Origin of the sequence: Aeromicrobium sp. REDSEA-S32_B7 (assembly GCF_001626145.1) — a bacterium.
In the GTDB taxonomy this organism is placed as follows: domain Bacteria; phylum Actinomycetota; class Actinomycetes; order Propionibacteriales; family Nocardioidaceae; genus Aeromicrobium; species Aeromicrobium erythreum.
The window spans coordinates 1-16,481 of sequence record NZ_LUNF01000082.1 but is presented as its reverse complement, the minus strand read 5'-3'; the positions used below and the strand labels follow the sequence as shown (position 1 = coordinate 16,481).

General features: G+C 72.0%; 20 protein-coding genes, 1 pseudogene and 1 riboswitch. Of the genes and pseudogenes, 17 read left to right on the top strand and 4 right to left on the bottom strand.

Features of this window, described 5'->3' with window-relative positions; translation table 11 throughout:
• A pseudogene (locus tag A6Q79_RS06310) lies at window positions 1-241 on the bottom strand (hypothetical protein); the annotation flags it as partial.
• On the opposite strand from A6Q79_RS06310, the gene A6Q79_RS06305 reads away from it, so the two are divergent.
• From A6Q79_RS06305 to A6Q79_RS06295, 3 genes are read left to right on the top strand one after another with little or no spacing between them, the layout of a single operon-like run.
• Window positions 236-508 carry a LytR C-terminal domain-containing protein gene (locus tag A6Q79_RS06305; RefSeq protein WP_317697168.1) on the top strand — a complete coding sequence of 91 codons (273 nt, stop codon included), beginning with the start codon at window positions 236-238 and terminating at the stop codon, window positions 506-508. The pseudogene A6Q79_RS06310 and the gene A6Q79_RS06305 sit on opposite strands and share 6 nt — an antisense overlap.
• 48 nt (window positions 509-556) lie before the next feature.
• Window positions 557-1,375, top strand: a complete 819-nt coding sequence (gene otsB, locus A6Q79_RS06300) for a trehalose-phosphatase (RefSeq protein ID WP_067854117.1) — start codon at window positions 557-559, stop codon at window positions 1,373-1,375.
• On the top strand, window positions 1,372-1,860 hold the full coding sequence (locus A6Q79_RS06295; RefSeq protein ID WP_317697165.1) for a hypothetical protein: 489 nt from the start codon (window positions 1,372-1,374) through the stop codon (window positions 1,858-1,860). The genes otsB and A6Q79_RS06295 overlap by 4 nt, the downstream gene beginning before the upstream one ends.
• A 9-nt stretch (window positions 1,861-1,869) precedes the next feature.
• On the opposite strand, the gene A6Q79_RS06290 is transcribed toward A6Q79_RS06295, so the two are convergent.
• Window positions 1,870-2,241 carry a hypothetical protein gene (locus tag A6Q79_RS06290; RefSeq protein WP_286690881.1) on the bottom strand — a complete coding sequence of 124 codons (372 nt, stop codon included), beginning with the start codon at window positions 2,239-2,241 and terminating at the stop codon, window positions 1,870-1,872.
• A gap of 226 nt (window positions 2,242-2,467) precedes the next feature.
• Window positions 2,468-2,594: riboswitch (SAM riboswitch) on the top strand.
• 73 nt (window positions 2,595-2,667) lie between these two features.
• Here A6Q79_RS06290 and thrC point away from each other — a divergent pair.
• Together thrC and A6Q79_RS06280 are read left to right on the top strand one after the other, a co-directional pair.
• A complete protein-coding gene (gene thrC, locus A6Q79_RS06285) occupies window positions 2,668-3,921 on the top strand; it encodes a threonine synthase (RefSeq protein ID WP_067861222.1) in 1,254 nt (417 codons plus the stop codon).
• Window positions 3,922-3,961: 40 nt separating this feature from the next.
• On the top strand, window positions 3,962-4,240 hold the full coding sequence (locus tag A6Q79_RS06280; protein ID WP_067854124.1) for a ubiquitin-like small modifier protein 1: 279 nt from the start codon (window positions 3,962-3,964) through the stop codon (window positions 4,238-4,240).
• A gap of 390 nt (window positions 4,241-4,630) precedes the next feature.
• Here A6Q79_RS06280 and A6Q79_RS06275 read toward each other — a convergent pair whose 3' ends face one another.
• Window positions 4,631-4,912, bottom strand: coding sequence for a DUF4870 domain-containing protein (locus tag A6Q79_RS06275; RefSeq protein ID WP_317697162.1), 282 nt, complete (start codon window positions 4,910-4,912; stop codon window positions 4,631-4,633).
• A 320-nt stretch (window positions 4,913-5,232) separates the two neighbouring features.
• Here A6Q79_RS06275 and A6Q79_RS06270 point away from each other — a divergent pair, with 320 nt between their 5' ends.
• The 12 genes from A6Q79_RS06270 (at window position 5,233) to A6Q79_RS06215 (ending at window position 15,521) form a co-directional block, all read left to right on the top strand.
• Window positions 5,233-5,433: a cold shock domain-containing protein gene (locus A6Q79_RS06270; RefSeq protein WP_067854132.1), complete on the top strand. Its 201-nt coding sequence runs from the start codon at window positions 5,233-5,235 to the stop codon at window positions 5,431-5,433.
• Window positions 5,434-5,535: 102 nt separating this feature from the next.
• Window positions 5,536-7,416: a hypothetical protein gene (locus A6Q79_RS06265; protein ID WP_286690883.1), complete on the top strand. Its 1,881-nt coding sequence runs from the start codon at window positions 5,536-5,538 to the stop codon at window positions 7,414-7,416.
• A complete protein-coding gene (locus A6Q79_RS06260; RefSeq protein WP_067854138.1) occupies window positions 7,413-7,622 on the top strand; it encodes a hypothetical protein in 210 nt (69 codons plus the stop codon). The genes A6Q79_RS06265 and A6Q79_RS06260 overlap by 4 nt, the downstream gene beginning before the upstream one ends.
• The gene (locus tag A6Q79_RS06255; RefSeq protein ID WP_067854141.1) at window positions 7,619-8,047 is read left to right on the top strand and encodes a hypothetical protein; all 429 of its coding nucleotides are present in this window, start codon (window positions 7,619-7,621) and stop codon (window positions 8,045-8,047) included. Before A6Q79_RS06260 ends, A6Q79_RS06255 begins: the two co-directional genes overlap by 4 nt.
• 2 nt (window positions 8,048-8,049) lie before the next feature.
• Window positions 8,050-9,309: a hypothetical protein gene (locus tag A6Q79_RS06250; protein ID WP_286690884.1), complete on the top strand. Its 1,260-nt coding sequence runs from the start codon at window positions 8,050-8,052 to the stop codon at window positions 9,307-9,309.
• Between the two features lie 35 nt (window positions 9,310-9,344).
• Complete coding sequence (locus tag A6Q79_RS06245) at window positions 9,345-9,614, top strand: hypothetical protein (protein WP_067854147.1); 270 nt, start codon at window positions 9,345-9,347, stop codon at window positions 9,612-9,614.
• A gap of 201 nt (window positions 9,615-9,815) precedes the next feature.
• Window positions 9,816-11,447, top strand: coding sequence for a chaperonin GroEL (gene groL, locus A6Q79_RS06240; RefSeq protein WP_317697158.1), 1,632 nt, complete (start codon window positions 9,816-9,818; stop codon window positions 11,445-11,447).
• A gap of 110 nt (window positions 11,448-11,557) precedes the next feature.
• Complete coding sequence (locus tag A6Q79_RS06235) at window positions 11,558-11,935, top strand: MmcQ/YjbR family DNA-binding protein (RefSeq protein ID WP_286690405.1); 378 nt, start codon at window positions 11,558-11,560, stop codon at window positions 11,933-11,935.
• Between the two features lie 28 nt (window positions 11,936-11,963).
• Window positions 11,964-12,683 (top strand): hypothetical protein, encoded by a 720-nt coding sequence (locus tag A6Q79_RS06230; protein ID WP_067854154.1) that lies wholly within the window; start codon window positions 11,964-11,966, stop codon window positions 12,681-12,683.
• A gap of 159 nt (window positions 12,684-12,842) precedes the next feature.
• Window positions 12,843-13,775: a MetQ/NlpA family ABC transporter substrate-binding protein gene (locus A6Q79_RS06225; RefSeq protein WP_067854156.1), complete on the top strand. Its 933-nt coding sequence runs from the start codon at window positions 12,843-12,845 to the stop codon at window positions 13,773-13,775.
• A gap of 58 nt (window positions 13,776-13,833) precedes the next feature.
• Window positions 13,834-14,862, top strand: a complete 1,029-nt coding sequence (locus tag A6Q79_RS06220) for a methionine ABC transporter ATP-binding protein (RefSeq protein ID WP_286690406.1) — start codon at window positions 13,834-13,836, stop codon at window positions 14,860-14,862.
• Window positions 14,862-15,521, top strand: coding sequence for a methionine ABC transporter permease (locus A6Q79_RS06215; protein WP_286690407.1), 660 nt, complete (start codon window positions 14,862-14,864; stop codon window positions 15,519-15,521). The genes A6Q79_RS06220 and A6Q79_RS06215 overlap by 1 nt, the downstream gene beginning before the upstream one ends.
• 39 nt (window positions 15,522-15,560) lie before the next feature.
• Here the strand turns inward: A6Q79_RS06215 and A6Q79_RS06210 are convergent, their stop codons facing one another.
• Entirely contained in the window at window positions 15,561-16,397 is an 837-nt protein-coding gene (locus A6Q79_RS06210) for a tryptophan 2,3-dioxygenase (protein WP_286690408.1), read from the bottom strand.
• Window positions 16,398-16,481 lie beyond the last annotated feature (84 nt).

Here is a 16,481-nt window from a genome sequence, read left to right as displayed (position 1 = left end):
GCTCATAGGCGTCGCCCTCGCCGCCCTCGGGGGTCACCTCGATGACGTGCTCGACGGTGGTGAGCCGGTCGCGGATCGCCTCGATCGTGGGCATCAGCTCGGTGCCGACCACCAGCACCTTCGCGCCGGCGTCGTTGACCGCGTAGTCGATCTCGTCGCCGGCCAGTCGGAAGTTGATGATGGCGTTGGCCGCACCGAGCGACCCCGCGGCCAGGCTGAGCTCCACGCACGCGGGGTGGTTCTTGTCGAGGAAGGAGACGGTGTCGCCCCGGCGGACACCGAGGCCCTGGAGGGCGCCGGCGCCACCGTCACCGCGCGTGGTTGGACGCTCGCGGGTGTCGGCAACTGGCGCGGCTACGTGCCGGCCAGCACCGTCTACTACCCGGCCGGACGCGAGGCCGAGGCGCGGCAGCTCGCCGCCGACCTGGGCGTCTCGGCGGTCGCCCCGGCACCCGCCGGCATCAACCGGCAGCGCCTCACGCTCATCGTCGTGGCGCCCGTCACCTGACCCCAGGTCACGACCCGTGCGGCCCCGTCGCAGTGTCATGATGCTGGGGTGCCTGCGGCAGATCCCCTGACGACGTCCGACGTCCCGGCCTCCCTGCTCGTCGAGCCCGAGCGCATCCTCCTCGGCCTCGACTTCGACGGCACGCTCGCGCACGTCGTCGACGACCCGACACAGGCGTTCGCGCACCCCGACGCGGTGTCGGCGGTCGCGCGGCTGGGCCACGTGCTGGGCCAGGTCGCGATCATCACCGGTCGCCCGGTCGACCAGGCGCTCGCGCTGAGCGGCTTCTCCGGCATGCGCGGCCTCGAGCACCTCGTCGTGTGCGGGCAGTACGGCGCCGAGCGGTGGGACGCGGCCACCGGCACGCACCTGCGGCCCGACCGCCCGGCGTCGGTGGCCCGGCTCGCGGAGGTGCTGCCCGCCTGGCTCGCCGCGCACGACGCCGCGCACGTGCGGATCGAGGACAAGGGGCTCGCCGTCGCCGTCCACACGCGCGGCATCGACGCCGGTCTCATCCACGCGCTCGATGCCCCTCTGCGCGCCCTGGCCCACGAGCTCGACCTCGAGGTCGAGCCAGGTCGTCAGGTGCTCGAGCTGCGCGGGCACGCGACCGACAAGGGCGTGGCGCTGCGCGGCCTGCTCGCGGAGACGGGACTGCGCCGGGTCGTCTACGCCGGCGACGACCTGGGCGACCTGCCCGCCTACGACGCCGTCGACCAGCTGCGCACCGACGGGGGCGAGGGGGTGCTCGTCGCGTCGGCTTCGGGGGAGCAGGACGCGCTCGTCGGCCGGTCCGACGTCGTGCTCGACGGCCCCGACGCGGTGGCCGCGTGGCTGACCGCCTGGGCGGACGCGCTCGACGCGTGAGCATCCACGGCGCCGCCGACGGCTCGTGGGTGGGTCGTGGCACGCACACGCGCTGGACACGCGTGCGCACGGTCGTGAACTGGGCGAACCTCAGCACGCCGGTCGGGCTGCTGGCGGCACGCGCCGGCGGGGCGAGCCTGCACCCCATCGGTCGGGGTGTGCTGGTCGCCACCGGGTGGCGCTGGCGGCGCGCCGGTGTCGACGCGACGACCGTCGGGTCGGTCGTGCTCACGCCGCGCGACGTCGCCTGGCTGCGGGCGCGACCGGCGCTGGTGCGTCACGAGGACCGCCACGTCACGCAGTACGCCTGGCTGCTGGGGCCGGTGTTCCTGCCGCTGTACCTGCTCGCCGCCGCGGTCTCGTGGGTCGCCACCCGCGACACCGCGTCGTGGAACCCGTTCGAGCGGATGGCCGGGCTCGTCGACGGCGGGTACCGACCCGCGCGCACGCGGTGGTGCCGCCGTCGACGTTCGCCCGGCTGCTGACGGTCGGTCTCAGCCGACCGTGGCACTCCCTCCGGTCCGTTGCGCCCACCCCAGGCTCAGCCGGACGTCGTCGAGGCCGGCGTAGCGCGTCTCGACCCGCGCCACGCACACGGCGACGTCCGTCGGGTCGTCGTGCTCCTCGCACTCCGCCGTCGCCTCCGAGAGCGTCGGCGGGTGCTCGACGCTGCCGTCGAGCCGCGTGACCGAGAACCCGTACCGGGCGTCGCCCTCCACGGCGACGATCGTGCTGCCGGGCCAGGGCGGCGCGGCGTCGCCGGCCGACGGCGCACCCGGGCTGGACGGGGCGCCGGGCAGGGCGGGGCTGAACAGGAAGGGGGCCGCGAGGGCGGCGAGCAGGGCGGGGACGGGGGGAACGGGCACGGTGACCTCCGGATCGACGACGCCGGTCGGTCCGACGCCGCTCAGGACATGGCCGCTCGCGGCGGTCCGCGGTCCGCGGACCCAGCTGCTGTGGACGCGCGCCCGCGGGCCCGGCGTGCCACGCTCGGGCTGTGGACACCCGCCCTCCGGTGCTCGACCCGCGGACGCGCGATCTCGTCATCCGGACCGAGTGGACACATGGTGAGACGCCTGCCTAGGCTGGTCTCGCTCATCCAGAGGGGTTCAGGGACACGGCCCGACGACGCCCCAGCAACCAGCTCCGCACGTCCGCCCCGGACGCGGGAGCCAGGTGCTCATTCCGTCCCGACCACCGTGGTCGGGAAAGATGACCAGGAGGTTCTCGTGAGCATCACCGCCCCCACCCCCACCGCCGCAGGCACGTCCGGCTCCGCCGACGACGCCGAGGTGGACGTCCGCGGCTCGCTCCGAGACGGCGCCTTCGGCTCCGCGACGGGCCTCGTCTGTCGCGAGTGCGGCGCGACGCGCGAGCTCGGCCCGCACTACGCGTGCCACGACTGCTTCGGCCCGCTCGAGGTCGCCTACGACTTCGGCACGGTCACCCGCGAGCAGATCGAGGCCGGCCCGCGCAACATCTGGCGCTACAAGGCCCTCCTGCCGGTCCCCGAGGACATCGAGTCCAGCCCCAACACCGAGCCCGGCTTCACGCGCCTGCTCGAGGCCCGCAACCTCGCCGACGAGCTCGGCATCGCGCGGCTGTGGGTGAAGGACGACAGCACGAACCCCACCAACTCCTTCAAGGACCGCGTCGTCGCCTGTGCGCTGAGCGCCGCCACCGAGCTCGGCGCCAAGGTCTTCGCCTGCCCCTCGACCGGCAACCTGGCCAACGCCGTGGCCGCGGCGGGTGCCCGCGCCGGCATCCGCACGGTGGTCTTCATCCCGAGCAACCTCGAGACGCCGAAGCAGGTCAACTCGGCCGTCTTCACCGACAACCTGGTGGCCGTCGAGGGCAACTACGACGACGTCAACAAGCTCGCCAGCGAGATCGCCGGCGAGGAGGACGGCTGGGCGTTCGTCAACGTCAACGTGCGTCCGTTCTACGCGGAGGGCTCCAAGACGCTCGGCTACGAGATCGCCGAGCAGCTGGGCTGGCGCCTGCCCGACCAGATCGTCATCCCCGTGGCGTCGGGCTCGCAGCTCACGAAGGTGCACAAGGCGTTCCAGGAGCTGATCACGCTGGGGCTCGTCGAGGACAAGCCCTACAAGGTCTTCGGCGCCCAGGCCGAGGGCTGCAACCCGGTGGCCACGGCGTTCGCCGAGGGCCACGACGCTATCCGTCCGGTCAAGCCCGACACGATCGCGAAGTCGCTGGCCATCGGCAACCCCGCCGACGGCATCTACGTGCTCGACGTGACGCGCTCGACCGGCGGCGCCGTCGAGCAGGTCAGCGACGACGAGATCCGCGAGGCGATCGTGCTGCTCGCCCGCACCGAGGGCATCTTCACGGAGACGGCCGGCGGCACCACGCTCGCCACGCTCAAGAAGCTCGTGGCCACGGGCGCGCTCGACCCGGACCTCGAGACGGTCTTCATCAACACCGGTCACGGCCTGAAGACCCTCGACGCGGTGTCGGGCTCGGTCGGACCGGCCGCGACCATCGCTCCCACCTACGACGCGTTCGTGGCCTCCGGCCTCGCCTGAGCCCCGTCCGCCCAGCCCTCATCGAATCCAGGAGACCACTGTGTCCGTGTCCGTCCGCATCCCCACCATCCTGCGCAGCTACACCGGCGACTCCTCCTCGGTCTCGGCCGAGGGCGCCACGCTGACGGAGGTGCTCGACTCCCTCGAGTCGAACCACCCCGGCATCAAGGCGCGCATCGTCGACGAGGACGGCAAGCTGCGTCGCTTCGTCAACGTCTACGTCGCCGAGGAGGACGTCCGCTTCGCGCAGGGTCTGGACACGCCCGTGAAGGACGGCAGCCAGGTCAGCATCATCCCCGCCGTCGCTGGGGGCGCCTGACCCCGACCGAGCGCAGCTGGGGGCACCCCCGCTTGCGGGGGCGGGAGCGGGTCGGGCGAGTGGAGCCGTCGCAGGAAGGGCGTAGCCGCGACGGACGAGTAGTGCGCGCCGAAGGCGCCCCGCCTGGAGCCCGCGCACCCAGGGCGTGGCCGCGCGGGAGATCGAGACCTGGTGGGTGTGCAGACCCAGCCGCGCACGAGCCGTTGCCGGGTGGTCTCGATACGCCGGTCCGCGCTCCTTCGTCGCCGGACCAGCTACTCGACCAGCGGTGGTCGCTTGTCGTCATGGCTCCGTGGTCGGCGTCCAGCCGTTGCCGGGTGGTCTCGATACGCCTTCCCGCGCTCCTTCGTCGCCGGGACGGCTACTCGACCATCGGGATCGGCGGCGGGCTCAGCGGACGAACCGCGGCGTCAGCGGCGGGTTCCACCAGACGCCGTTGCTGGAGCGGACGGCGCCGAGGACGTGCAGCACGACGGCGACGACGATCACCAGCGGGTACAGGACGAAGCCGATGAGGACCAGCATCAGCAGGGCCGAGATCACGAGGTAGATCAGCGTCGTGATCTGGATGTTCAGGGAGTTGGCGGCCTGACGTCGCGCGAACTCGCCCTTGTCCTTGTACATGAGGTAGATGACGAGCGAGGCGACGAAGCCCAGCGTCCCGGCGCTCACCACGAGCCGTGTCGGGCGTCGCGGCGCTGCCGGACGTGGTGCCGGGGTTCTCCTGGTCGTCGGGCCAGCCGGGGTACGCGCTCATGGGTCCTCTTCTCATGACGGGTGGTCTGCGTCCAGCCAAGCACGCCCGTCCTGGTCGCGCGACGTCTCCCGGGGTGGAGTCCGGGTCCCCCCAGGGGCACGGGGGTCCGAACCCTGGGGCGTCGGGGGGTGTCCGGCGGGTGAACCGCACCCTTCTGCCGTTCGTCCGACGCGTATAGGCTCGGTGCCGGACCGGGCCGGTCCGGTGGTCGATCGCCGTCAGGTGGGAGTGCGTCATGGTGCAGGGCACCGTCAAGTGGTTCAACGCCGCGAAGGGCTACGGCTTCATCGAGGTGGAGGGCCAGGGCGACGTGTTCGTCCACTGGTCGCGCATCAAGTCCGACGGGTACAAGACGCTCGACGACGGCCAGTCCGTCGAGCTCGAGGTCGTCGACGGGCCGAAGGGCCGCGAGGCGCACGAGGTCGTCGGGCACTGATCCGGACGACGTCGGCGTGACCGTGGGGCGCGCCGTCGGGGCCCTCGCGGGCGGCCGTATCCGACACTTGCGGTGTCACATGGCCGCTGACATACTCCCGGAATGTTCCCCGCATCCCTCCGCGCCGCCGAGCCCTCCTCGGTCGGCGGGGCCGCCCTCGACCAGGTGCTCGGCCTCAGCGTCGGCGCCGCCGTCGTCACCGCGGTCCTCGTCTACGTCGCCTGGGCCCACCGCACCCACCGCATCGAGTGGTTCCAGCGTCTCGGCGACGCGCTGCACGCGCGCACCGGTGAGCCCGGCTGGGCGTCGATCCCGGCCCTGTTCGTCGCCAGCTCGCTCGTCGTGGCCCTCCTCGGCTTCCTCTGGGACGTCAGCCTGCACGCCGGGCGAGGTCGCGACGAGGGACCGCTCGCGAACCCCGCGCACTACCTGATCCTCTACGGCCTGTTCGCCCTCTTCGTCGCCGGCATGAGCGCGGTCGTGTTCCCGCGCGACGGCCAGAAGCCCGGCATCGCGTCGGTGCGGATCACCCGCCGCTGGTACGCGCCGGTGGCCGGCATCTTCATCGCGGCCTGCGGCTTCTACGCCCTCATCGGCTTCCCGCTCGACGACGTCTGGCACCGGCTCTTCGGCCAGGACGTCACGCTCTGGGGCCCGACGCACCTCATGCTCATCGGCGGTGCGGGTCTGTCCACGGCGGGCATCATCCTGCTGCACCGCGAGGCGGAGTTCTCCGAGGAGTGGAAGCGCTCGGCCGACAACCACAGCGCCCGCACGCTGCACAAGCTGACCCTCTCGATGGCGTTCGGTGGTCTGCTCATCGGCCTGTCGGTGTTCCAGGCCGAGTTCGACTTCGGCATCGCGCAGTTCCGCATGGTGTTCGCGCCGCTGATGATCGCCGCGGCGGCCGCGCTCACGCTGGTGGCCGCCCGTCTGTACGCCGGACCCGGCGCTGCCCTGTTCGCCGCGTTCTTCTTCGTCATCGTGCGCGGCGTGGTCTCCTTCATCGTCGGCGACGTGTTCGGCCAGGCGAACCACGTCTTCCCGCTCTACCTGGGCAGCGCCCTGCTCATCGAGCTGCTGGCGCTCAGCAGGCTCAAGGAGCGGCCGCTCGTCTTCGGCGCGGTCGGTGGCCTCCTCATCGGCACCGTCGGGTCCGTCATCGAGAAGTTCTGGAACGACGCCGTCTTCCAGTTCCCGTGGCCCCAGGACATCTGGCTGGAGAGCCTGGTCACCGTCGTCCCGGTCGCCGTCGGGGCGGGACTGTGCGGTGCGCTGTTCGCCGTGGGTCTCGACGGTCGGCTCCCCGTCAACCGCTGGGTGGGCCGCTCGATCGTGGTCGGGTCGATCCTCGTCACGTCGTTGGCCGTCGCCAACGGCCTGAACGCCACGGTCCCCGACGACGCGCAGGTGCGGTTCACGGTGCAGCAGGTCGGCACGGAGGACGAGCCCGAGGTCATGGTGCAGGCCACCACCACCGAGGGTCTCATCGACGCGCACCCGACCTGGGTGCAGATCACCGCCTGGCAGGGCGGCGGCGCGGGCGTGGTCACGCAGCAGCTGCGTCGCACCGGGCCCGACTCGTGGGAGACCACGAGCCCGGTCCCGATCGGCGGCAGCTGGAAGACGCTCCTGCGCGTCCAGGACGGACGCATGCTCACCGCGGCCCCCATCTTCCTGCCCGCCGACGAGGCGCTGGGTGCGGAGGAGGTGCCGGCCGAGGCCGAGATGACGCGCGACTTCGTCCCGGAGATCACGATCCTGCAGCGTGAGCGCGAGCTCGACACGTCGCCCTGGCTCTGGGGTGCTGCGAACCTCGTGGTCCTCGTCTGCAGCCTGGCCATCCTGGCGGGCATCAGCGTGGCCGTGGCCCGGGTCTCCGGCGCGATCGCCCGCGAGGGTCGGCGGCGCCGCGAGGAGCTCGAGTCCGGACCCGGTGGCGGCGACGGCGTCGACGAGGGCAGCGGGGCCGGCCGGGCGTGACGCCCGGGGAGGTGCTGTGGGCGCACCACGCGGCCCTCGTCGCGATCCCGGCCTTCGTGCCGGCCATCGTGGTCGTGGCCGTCGTGCTCCACATCGCCCGCAAGGACCGTCGGGACGAGGCCGAGGAGCGTGAGCTGATCGAGCGTGCGTTCCGCCCCGACGACGATGCCCCCGACGAGACCGACGACGACAGGAGAGATCGATGAGGACCACGTGGGCCGGGTGCGTGCTCGGGGCCCTGCTGCTCGCCGGCTGCGGCGCGGGGGAGGACGTCCCCGACGCGTCGACGTCGTCGACCCCGTCGGCGACCGCCACCGCGACGGCGTCCGGCACACCCCCGACGAGCGCGACGCCGGACTCCGAGGGCGTGACGGTGGAGGTGAGGCTCACCGCCGACGGACCGCAGCCCCGCGGCAAGCGGGTGAAGGTGAAGGTCGGCGAGCCGGTCACGCTGACCGTGACGGCCGAGGTGGCTGACGAGGTGCACGTGCACTCCGACCCGGAGGTGAGCATCGACGTCCAGCCGGGTGAGACGGTGTCGCGCACGTTCACCCTCGATCGTCCGGGCCAGGTGGCGGTGGAGTCGCACGAGACCCACGCGACCATCGTCCAGCTCGTCGTCCGGCCCTGACCGTGCTCGACCTGCTGCCGCAGCACGGCGTGGGCGGCTCGACCGACCTGCCCGTGCCGTTCCTGTACGCCGTCGTGGGCGCGAGCTGGGCCCTGACGATCTCCTTCGCCGTGCTCGCGTTCGCCTGGAAGGAGCCGCGGCTCCAGCCTGCGGCGGAGCAGCCCGGCGGGGCTGACGAGCCGCGACGTCGACCGTGGTTGGCGGTCGTGGGTCTGCTGCTGGCCGCGTGGTTCCTGGGCGCGCTCTTCCTGGGACCCGACGACGCGTCGAACCCGGGCATCGGGGCGTTCTACGTCCTCGTGTGGGTGGGGCTGGTGCCGCTCGCGCTGCTGGCGGGGCACGTGTGGAAGGACCTGTCGCCGTGGCGCTCGGTCCAGTGGCTGGTGGGTCGGCTCACGGGTCGTCCCGACGGGTTCGTGGTCTACCGCCCGGCGTGGGGCTACTGGCCTGCGGCGGCCGGGCTGTTCGCGTTCGTGTGGCTCGAGCTCGCCTCTCCCGACGCCGGCTCCGTCGACGCGGTGCGCACGTGGGTGGCGGTCTACGTCGTCGTGACGGTGGCGGGTGGCGTCGTGTTCGGGCCGCGCTGGTTCGACCGTGCCGACCCGTTCGACGTGTACAGCGCCGTGGTGGCGCGGCTCGCGCCGCTGGTGCGCGACCGGCGCTTCGCGCCGCACAACCCGCTGCGCTCGCTCCCGCTGCTGCCCGTGGCGCCCGGGATCGTCGCGGCGGTGTCGGTGCTCCTCGGGTCGACGGCGTTCGACAGCTTCTCCGCGTCGCAGGCCTGGCAGTCGGCGGCGCACTCCACGCTCACCACGTCGCTCGTGCTGCTGCTGTTCTGCGTGGTGGTGGCGGTGGCGTTCGTGGCCGCCTCGGTGGCTACGGGAGGGGTGACGTCGGCCCAGCGCCGAGCGCTGCCGGGGCTGATGGCGCACTCGCTGGTGCCGATCGTCGTCGGCTACGTCTTCGCGCACTACCTGACCTACCTCGTCGAGCGCGGTCAGGGCGTGGTGATCGGCCTGCTGCAGCTGCTCGGCACGGGCGACGGGCTCACGGTGTCGTACGTCCTGTCCGAGCACCCCGACCTCCTCGCGGTCTACAAGGTCGGATTCGTCGTCGCCGGGCACGTGGTGGCGGTGGTCGCGGCGCACGACAAGGCCCTCGAGGTGCTGCCGCGCGCGCACCGCCTCACCGGCCAGCTCGCGATGCTCGTGCTCATGGTCGGCTACACCTTCACGGGCATCTACCTGCTGCTCTCGGTCTGAGCCCGTCCTCGGGCCGCCGCTCGTAGACTGGTGCGATGGGAACGGGTGCCGCAGCGGTCGGGGAGCTGTCGGCGCACCCCGTGGCGGTCCTCGCCATCCCGGCGTTCGTCCCCGTGGTGGGCATCGTCCTGACCGTCCTCTGGATCGCCCGCCAGGACCGCCGGGCCGCGGCGCAGGAGGCCGACCCCGACCCCCGCCCCGACCCGTCGGCCGCGCCGCCCCTGCTCGACGTCGACGCGTCGCCGTCGCCCCGCCGCCCTTGGCGCGACCGCCTCCCCCGCCTCGTCATCGGCGACGACGACTAGCGTCGCGACGTCGCCGCAACTGGCACTCTCCCCACCCGATTGCCAGTCCTGGGTTAGCACTCCTATAGTGAGAGTGCTAGACATCCGACCGGCCCGGTGAGGGTCGGGACGGCGGCGGGAAGGGATCGTCGCGCGTCCTGGCTCGTCCGTCGCGGGCACCGACCGGTCACACCCGAACCACGTCGAACCGGAGAGTTCCACATGGCCAAGTCCATTGCGTTCAACGAGGAGGCCCGCCGCGGCCTCGAGCGCGGCATGAACCAGCTTGCCGACGCCGTCAAGGTGACGCTCGGCCCCAAGGGCCGCAACGTCGTGCTGGAGAAGAAGTGGGGCGCCCCCACGATCACCAACGACGGTGTGTCCATCGCCAAGGAGATCGAGCTCGAGGACCCCTACGAGAAGATCGGCGCCGAGCTCGTCAAGGAGGTCGCCAAGAAGACCGACGACGTCGCCGGCGACGGCACCACGACGGCCACCGTCCTGGCCCAGGCGCTCGTGCGCGAGGGTCTGCGCAACGTGGCCGCCGGCGCCAACCCGATGGGCCTGAAGAAGGGCATCGAGACCGCCGTCGAGGCCATCAGCAGCCAGCTGCTCGGCATGGCCAAGGACGTCGAGACCAAGGAGCAGATCGCCTCCACCGCGTCCATCTCGGCCGCCGACACCACGGTCGGCGAGATCATCGCCGAGGCCATGGACAAGGTCGGCAAGGAGGGCGTCATCACGGTCGAGGAGTCGAACACGTTCGGCCTCGACCTCGAGCTCACCGAGGGCATGCGCTTCGACAAGGGTCACCTGTCGGGCTACTTCGTCACCGACCCCGAGCGCATGGAGACGGTCCTCGAGGACCCCTACATCCTCATCGTCAACAGCAAGATCAGCTCGGTCAAGGACTTCGTCCCGGTGCTCGAGAAGGTCATGCAGTCGGGCAAGCCGCTCGCGATCATCGCCGAGGACGTCGAGGGCGAGGCGCTGGCCACCCTGATCGTCAACAAGATGCGCGGCACCTTCAAGTCGGTCGCCATCAAGGCCCCCGGCTTCGGTGACCGCCGCAAGGCCATGCTGGCCGACATCGCCATCCTCACCGGCGGCGAGGTCATCAGCGAGGAGGTCGGCCTCAAGCTCGAGAACGCCGACATCTCGCTGCTCGGCACCGCGCGCAAGGTCGTCACGACCAAGGACGAGACGACCATCGTCGAGGGCGGCGGCTCGCAGGACCAGATCGCCGGCCGGGTCAACCAGATCCGTGCGGAGATCGAGAACAGCGACTCCGACTACGACCGCGAGAAGCTGCAGGAGCGCCTCGCCAAGCTGGCCGGCGGCGTGGCCGTCATCAAGGTCGGCGCGGCCACCGAGGTCGAGCTCAAGGAGCGCAAGCACCGCATCGAGGACGCCGTGCGCAACGCGAAGGCGGCCGTCGAGGAGGGCATCGTCGCCGGTGGTGGCGTGGCGCTCGTCCAGGCCACCGCGGCCGTGTTCGAGAAGCTGCAGCTCGAGGGTGACGAGGCTACCGGTGCGAACATCGTGCGCACCGCTGCGTCGGCCCCGCTGAAGCAGATCGCCGTCAACGCCGGCCTCGAGGGCGGCGTCGTGGCGGAGAAGGTCGCCGGTTTCGAGCCGGGCCACGGCCTCAACGCCGCCACGGGCGAGTACGTCGACCTCATCGGCGAGGGCATCATCGACCCCGCTAAGGTCACGCGCTCCGCGCTGCAGAACGCCGCCTCGATCGCGGCGCTGTTCCTCACGACGGAGGCCGTCGTCGCCGACAAGCCGGAGCCCGCTCCGGCCGGTGGTGGCGCCCCCGACATGGGCGACATGGGCGGCATGGGCTTCTGAGCCCTGCGCCTCGCCGCTGACGACGAGGGCCCCGACCGGTTCGCCGGTCGGGGCCCTCTCGCGTCTCGTGCCGCGACCGGATGTCGGCGGCCCGTGCCAGGGTGGGGCACGTGGCTCGCGCACCCGTCCCCGACGTCTGGCTCGAGCGCGTCGGGCGCGTGCTCGACCCGCTGCCCGAGGCGCGGCGCGAGCGCGCCTGGACCGGCGTCCGCTGGGTCGTGCGTGGCGCCCACGTCGCGCACCTCTTCGGGGGCGAGGACGGCCTGCTCCGGATCACGTTCCGTGCCCCGATGGACGAGGTGGCCGCGTTCGAGCACCTCGGCCCGCCGTACTTCCGGGTCGGGCGCAGCGGCGACGTCGTCGGCCTGGTGCTCGACGACGCCCTGCACGAGCCCGACCTCGACGAGCTGCGCGAGCTGCTCGTCGAGTCGTACTGCGTGCAGGCGCCGCACGAGCTGATCGAGCGGGTGGAGCGTCCCGCACCGTGACGGGCCCAGGCCCTGGCAGGATGCTCGGGTGGAACCGAACGTGGGTCTGGCCCCCGAGCACCGCGAACGCCTGCGCGCCGCCGGGGCCGACGTCGACGCCGTCGACGCGCAGACCTGGACCCGGGTGCGCGACGGCGTCCCGACGTGGTGGCACGACTGCGACAACGCGCTCTACCTGGCCGACGGTGCCCTGCTGCCCCCGAAGGTGCTCGAGCAGCTGACCCTGTTCCCCGTGCGCGACGTCGTCGTGGCCGTCGGGTCCGCGCTGCGCAGCATCGCGTCGCTCCTCGTCGGCGGCGACGGTGCCACCGTCTTCGTCGACGCGGGCTGCGAGCTCACCGCCGGGGAGGTCTACTGCGGCGGCGGGTCCAGCATCGTGCTGCACGGGCCCCTCGTCGCCACCCGCTGCGCGGTCGTTGACGCGCGCAACGGTGGCAGCGTGGTGGCCCTGCCCGAGCAGCTGTGGGCGGCCGACGTCTACGTGGCCACCGACGACATGCACCGGCTCGAGGACCGCGCCACAGGGGAGCGGCTCAACCCCTTCGGCGCGAGCATCCGGCTCGGCCGCCACGTGTGGCTGTGCAAGGACGCGGTCGTCACGGGCCACGCCGACGTCGGCGACGGTGCCGTCGTGGGCATGCGCGCGGTGGTCCGGGGACAGAAGGTGCCGGCCCACAGCGTCGTTGCCGGCACGCCCGCCCGGGTGGTGCGCGACGACGTCGCCTGGAGCTACGACGACCGCCCCTGAGTCCGCCCGCTACCAGTCGGCGACGCCGACGCCGTGCCGTTCTCGCATGCTGGTCACCCGTCCGGACGGTGCAGCACCCCGCCGTAGCGTGCACGGGTCGCCCCACCCCGGCGGCACGTCCCCCACCCCGTGCGGTCACCCCGCAGGAAGGAGCTCGTCGTGTCCGAGCCCACCCCCGTCATCGAGGCCCCGAAGCGTCGCGGCCGTCTCGTCGCCATCATCGTCGCGCTCGCGGTCGTCGTCGCCGCCGTCGTCATCTTCCTCGCCACCCGTGGCGGTGCCGACGAGTCCGCCGACGACTCCAAGACCTGGCGGATCGGCGTCGTCGGCGCCAGCGACCCCTACTGGGCCGAGTACGAGAAGGCCGCGAAGAAGGCCGGCCTCGACGTCGACATCGTCGACTTCACCGACTACGCGCAGCCGAACCCGGCCGTCGCCGAGGGCGACCTGGACCTCAACCAGTTCCAGCACATCGTCTACCTCGCCGACTACAACGTCTCCAACGACCAGGACCTCGTGCCGGTCGGCGCCACGGCCATCTACCCGCTCGGCCTGTACTCCAAGAAGTACACCGACGTCGCCGACATCCCCGACGACGCGACCGTGGCCGTCCCGAACGACGCCAGCAACCAGGCCCGCGGCCTGCTCGTGCTGCAGTCCGCCGGACTCATCGAGCTCAAGGACGGCGGCACGATCTTCTCCGACCTCGCCGACGTCGACACCAGCGCCTCGCGCGTGAAGGTGACGGCCCTGGACGCCAACGTGACCGCCACGTCGCTCGACGACGTCGCCGCCGCGATCGTCAACAACGACTTCGTCGAGAAGGCCGGCCTGACGTTCTCCGACGCGATCGCCCAGGACGACCCGTCGGACCCGAACGCGCTGCCCTACGTCAACGTCTTCGCCGCACGGGCGGACGAGGCCGACGACCCGTCGGTCAAGAAGCTCGTCGAGGTCTACCAGGACACGAAGGCCGTGACCGACGGCGTGCAGGAGGTCTCGGGCGACACGGCCGTGCTGCTGAAGACGCCCGTCGACCAGCTCGTCGCCGCGCTGAAGAAGACCGAGCAGCAGACCGCCGACCAGAAGTGAGCCACGCACGGGCCCCGCGACGCGACGTCGTGGGGCCCGTCGTCGTGCAGGAGGAATGATGGCTCTCATCGAGATCCGGGACGTCACGAAGACGTACCCGCCGGCCCGCAAGGGTGCCGAGCCGGTGCACGCCGTGCGCGAGGTCGACCTGTCCGTCGAGGCCGGCGAGATCGTCGGCATCGTCGGCTACTCCGGCGCCGGGAAGTCGACCCTCGTGCGCCTCGTCAACGCGCTCGAGCCCGCCACGTCCGGCTCCATCCGCGTCGACGGCACCGAGATCGTCGGGTTGTCCGAACGGAGGCTGCAGCAGGTGCGCCGCGGCATCGGCATGATCTTCCAGCAGTTCAACCTGTTCACGTCGCGCACCGTCTACGGCAACGTCGAGTACCCGCTCGTCGTCGCAGGGGTGCCGCGCGAGGAACGACACCAGCGGATCGTCGAGCTGCTGACCTTCGTCGGGCTCGCCGACAAGGCGCACACCCACGTCGAGCAGCTGTCGGGCGGGCAGAAGCAGCGTGTGGGCATCGCCCGTGCGCTCGCCACCCGACCCGCCATCCTGCTCGCCGACGAGGCCACCAGCGCGCTCGACCCGGAGACCACGGTCGACGTGCTCAACCTGCTGCGCCGCGTCAACGCCGACCTCGGCGTCACGATCCTCGTCATCACCCACGAGATGGACGTCGTGCGCTCCATCGCCGATCGCGTGGTGGTGATGGAGGCCGGTCGTGTCGTCGAGCAGGGCGACGCGTTCGGCGTGTTCTCGCGGCCGCAGCACCCGGCCACGCAGCGGTTCGTGCGCACCCTCGTCGAGGACGTGCCCGACGAGCGCACCGTCGAGGCCATCCGTCGACGCCACGACGGCCGTCTCGTGACGGTGTCCTTCCGCGACGAGAGCGTCAGCCAGAGCGCGGTGTTCGCCGAGCTCGTACGGCGCGACGTCGAGTTCGAGCTCGTCCACGGCGGCGTCGAGCAGGTGCGTGGTCGGGCGTTCGGGCACCTCACGCTCGAGCTGCGCGGCGACCCGGCCCGCGTCGACGAGGCGGTGGGCGCGGTGTCCGCGCTCGTCGAGACGCGGGAGGTGGCGTGATGGACCGCGTCCTCGAGCTCCGCTCCGAGCTGCTCACCGCCCTGTGGGAGACCCTCTACCTCGTCGCGGGAGGCCTGACGATCGGCGGGCTGCTCGGGCTCCTCATCGGAACGACCCTGTACGTCACCCGCGCCGGCGGGATCGCACCGAACCGCGTGGTCAACGTGCTGCTCAACGTCGTCGTCAACACCTTCCGACCGATCCCGTTCATCCTGCTCGCGGTGGGCCTGCAGCCCATCGCGCGCGCCGTGGTCGGCACGGGCATCGGCAACACGATGGCCATCATCGCCGTCGTCTTCGGCGCCGCGTTCGGCATCGGCCGCATCGTCGAGCAGAACCTCGTCAGCGTGCCGCCCGGCGTGCTCGAGGCCGCCCGGGCGATGGGCGCCAGCCGCACGCGCGTGGTGCTCACCGTCCTGCTGCCCGAGGCGTTCGGCCCGCTCATCCTCGGGTACGCGTTCGCCTTCGTCGCGGTCGTCGACATGACGGCCGTCGTCGGCACCGTGGGCGGCGGCGGGCTGGGCAACTTCGCGCTGACCTACGGCTACCGCCAGTTCGACCCGTGGGTGACCTGGACGGCGATCGCCGTCGTCGTCGTCCTCGTGCAGCTCGGGCAGTTCGCGGCCAACGCAGCCGCGCGGAAGGTGCTCCGACGCTGAGCTCCTTGCCGGCCGCCCCCCTCTGACCGCCGGGGGCGATCAGAGGGCGGTGCGGACGTCCTGGAGCTCGGGGAAGAACGTGAGCTCCAGGGCGCGCTGCAGGAACGTGGTGCCGCTGGAGCCGCCGGTGCCGCGCTTGTGGCCGATGATGCGCTGCACGGTCTTGAGGTGGCGGAAGCGCCAGAGGTGGAACCCCTCCTCGACGTCGACCAGCTCCTCGCAGGTCTCGTAGACCTCCCAGTGCGTCTCGGGGTCGGCGTACACGCGGCGGAAGACCTCCACGACGTCCGGGTGCGGCACGTACGGCTGCGTGAGGTCGCGGTCCAGCACCTCGCGCGGCACGGCGTGTCCGTGGCGCGAGAGGTAGGCCAGGAAGGTGTCGTACAGGCTCGGGGCGGCGAGGTCGGCCGCGAGCTGGTCGCGCGTGACGGGCTCGTGGTCGAAGACCTTCACCATCGCCGGGTTCTTGTTGCCCAGCAGGAACTCCACGGTCCGGTACTGCGCCGACTGGAACCCCGACGCCCGCCCGAGGGCGTCGCGGAACTGCAGGTACTCGACGGGGGTGAGCGTCTCGAGCACCCCGCACTGCTCGAACATCTGCCGCTGCACCGCCTTCACGCGCGCGAGCCGCTTCAGCGCCGGGGCGAGCTGGTCGGCGTCGACCAGCGCGATCGCCGAGCGCAGCTCGTGCACCAGCTGCTTGAGCCACAGCTCGGTCACCTGGTGCTGGACGACGAACAGCATCTCGTCGTGGTGGTCGGTCACCGGCTGCTGCGCCGCGAGCAGCAGGTCGAGCCGCAGGTAGGAGCCGTACGTCGACTCGCCGGCCAGGTCGGTCGCGACCCCGTCCTCGACGGGGCGGTGGGTGGGCCTCATGTTCCGATGGTGCCGCAGGCGACGGTCAGGGCCTGGGGGCGCGCCGGAACCGCACCGCGTCACCGGGTCGCACCTGCGCCAAGC

What these genes read in the sequence shown, in the direction of transcription:
- A6Q79_RS06245 (WP_067854147.1), top strand. Translation starts at nt 9,345, where the DNA reads ATGGGAACGGGTGCCGCAGCGGTCGGGGAGCTGTCGGCGCACCCCGTG.
- A6Q79_RS06220 (WP_286690406.1), top strand. Translation starts at nt 13,834, where the DNA reads ATGGCTCTCATCGAGATCCGGGACGTCACGAAGACGTACCCGCCGGCC.
- A6Q79_RS06255 (WP_067854141.1), top strand. Translation starts at nt 7,619, where the DNA reads ATGAGGACCACGTGGGCCGGGTGCGTGCTCGGGGCCCTGCTGCTCGCC.
- A6Q79_RS06270 (WP_067854132.1), top strand. Translation starts at nt 5,233, where the DNA reads ATGGTGCAGGGCACCGTCAAGTGGTTCAACGCCGCGAAGGGCTACGGC.
- A6Q79_RS06215 (WP_286690407.1), top strand. Translation starts at nt 14,862, where the DNA reads ATGGACCGCGTCCTCGAGCTCCGCTCCGAGCTGCTCACCGCCCTGTGG.
- A6Q79_RS06265 (WP_286690883.1), top strand. Translation starts at nt 5,536, where the DNA reads ATGTTCCCCGCATCCCTCCGCGCCGCCGAGCCCTCCTCGGTCGGCGGG.
- groL (WP_317697158.1), top strand. Translation starts at nt 9,816, where the DNA reads ATGGCCAAGTCCATTGCGTTCAACGAGGAGGCCCGCCGCGGCCTCGAG.
- A6Q79_RS06210 (WP_286690408.1), bottom strand. Translation starts at nt 16,397, where the DNA reads ATGAGGCCCACCCACCGCCCCGTCGAGGACGGGGTCGCGACCGACCTG.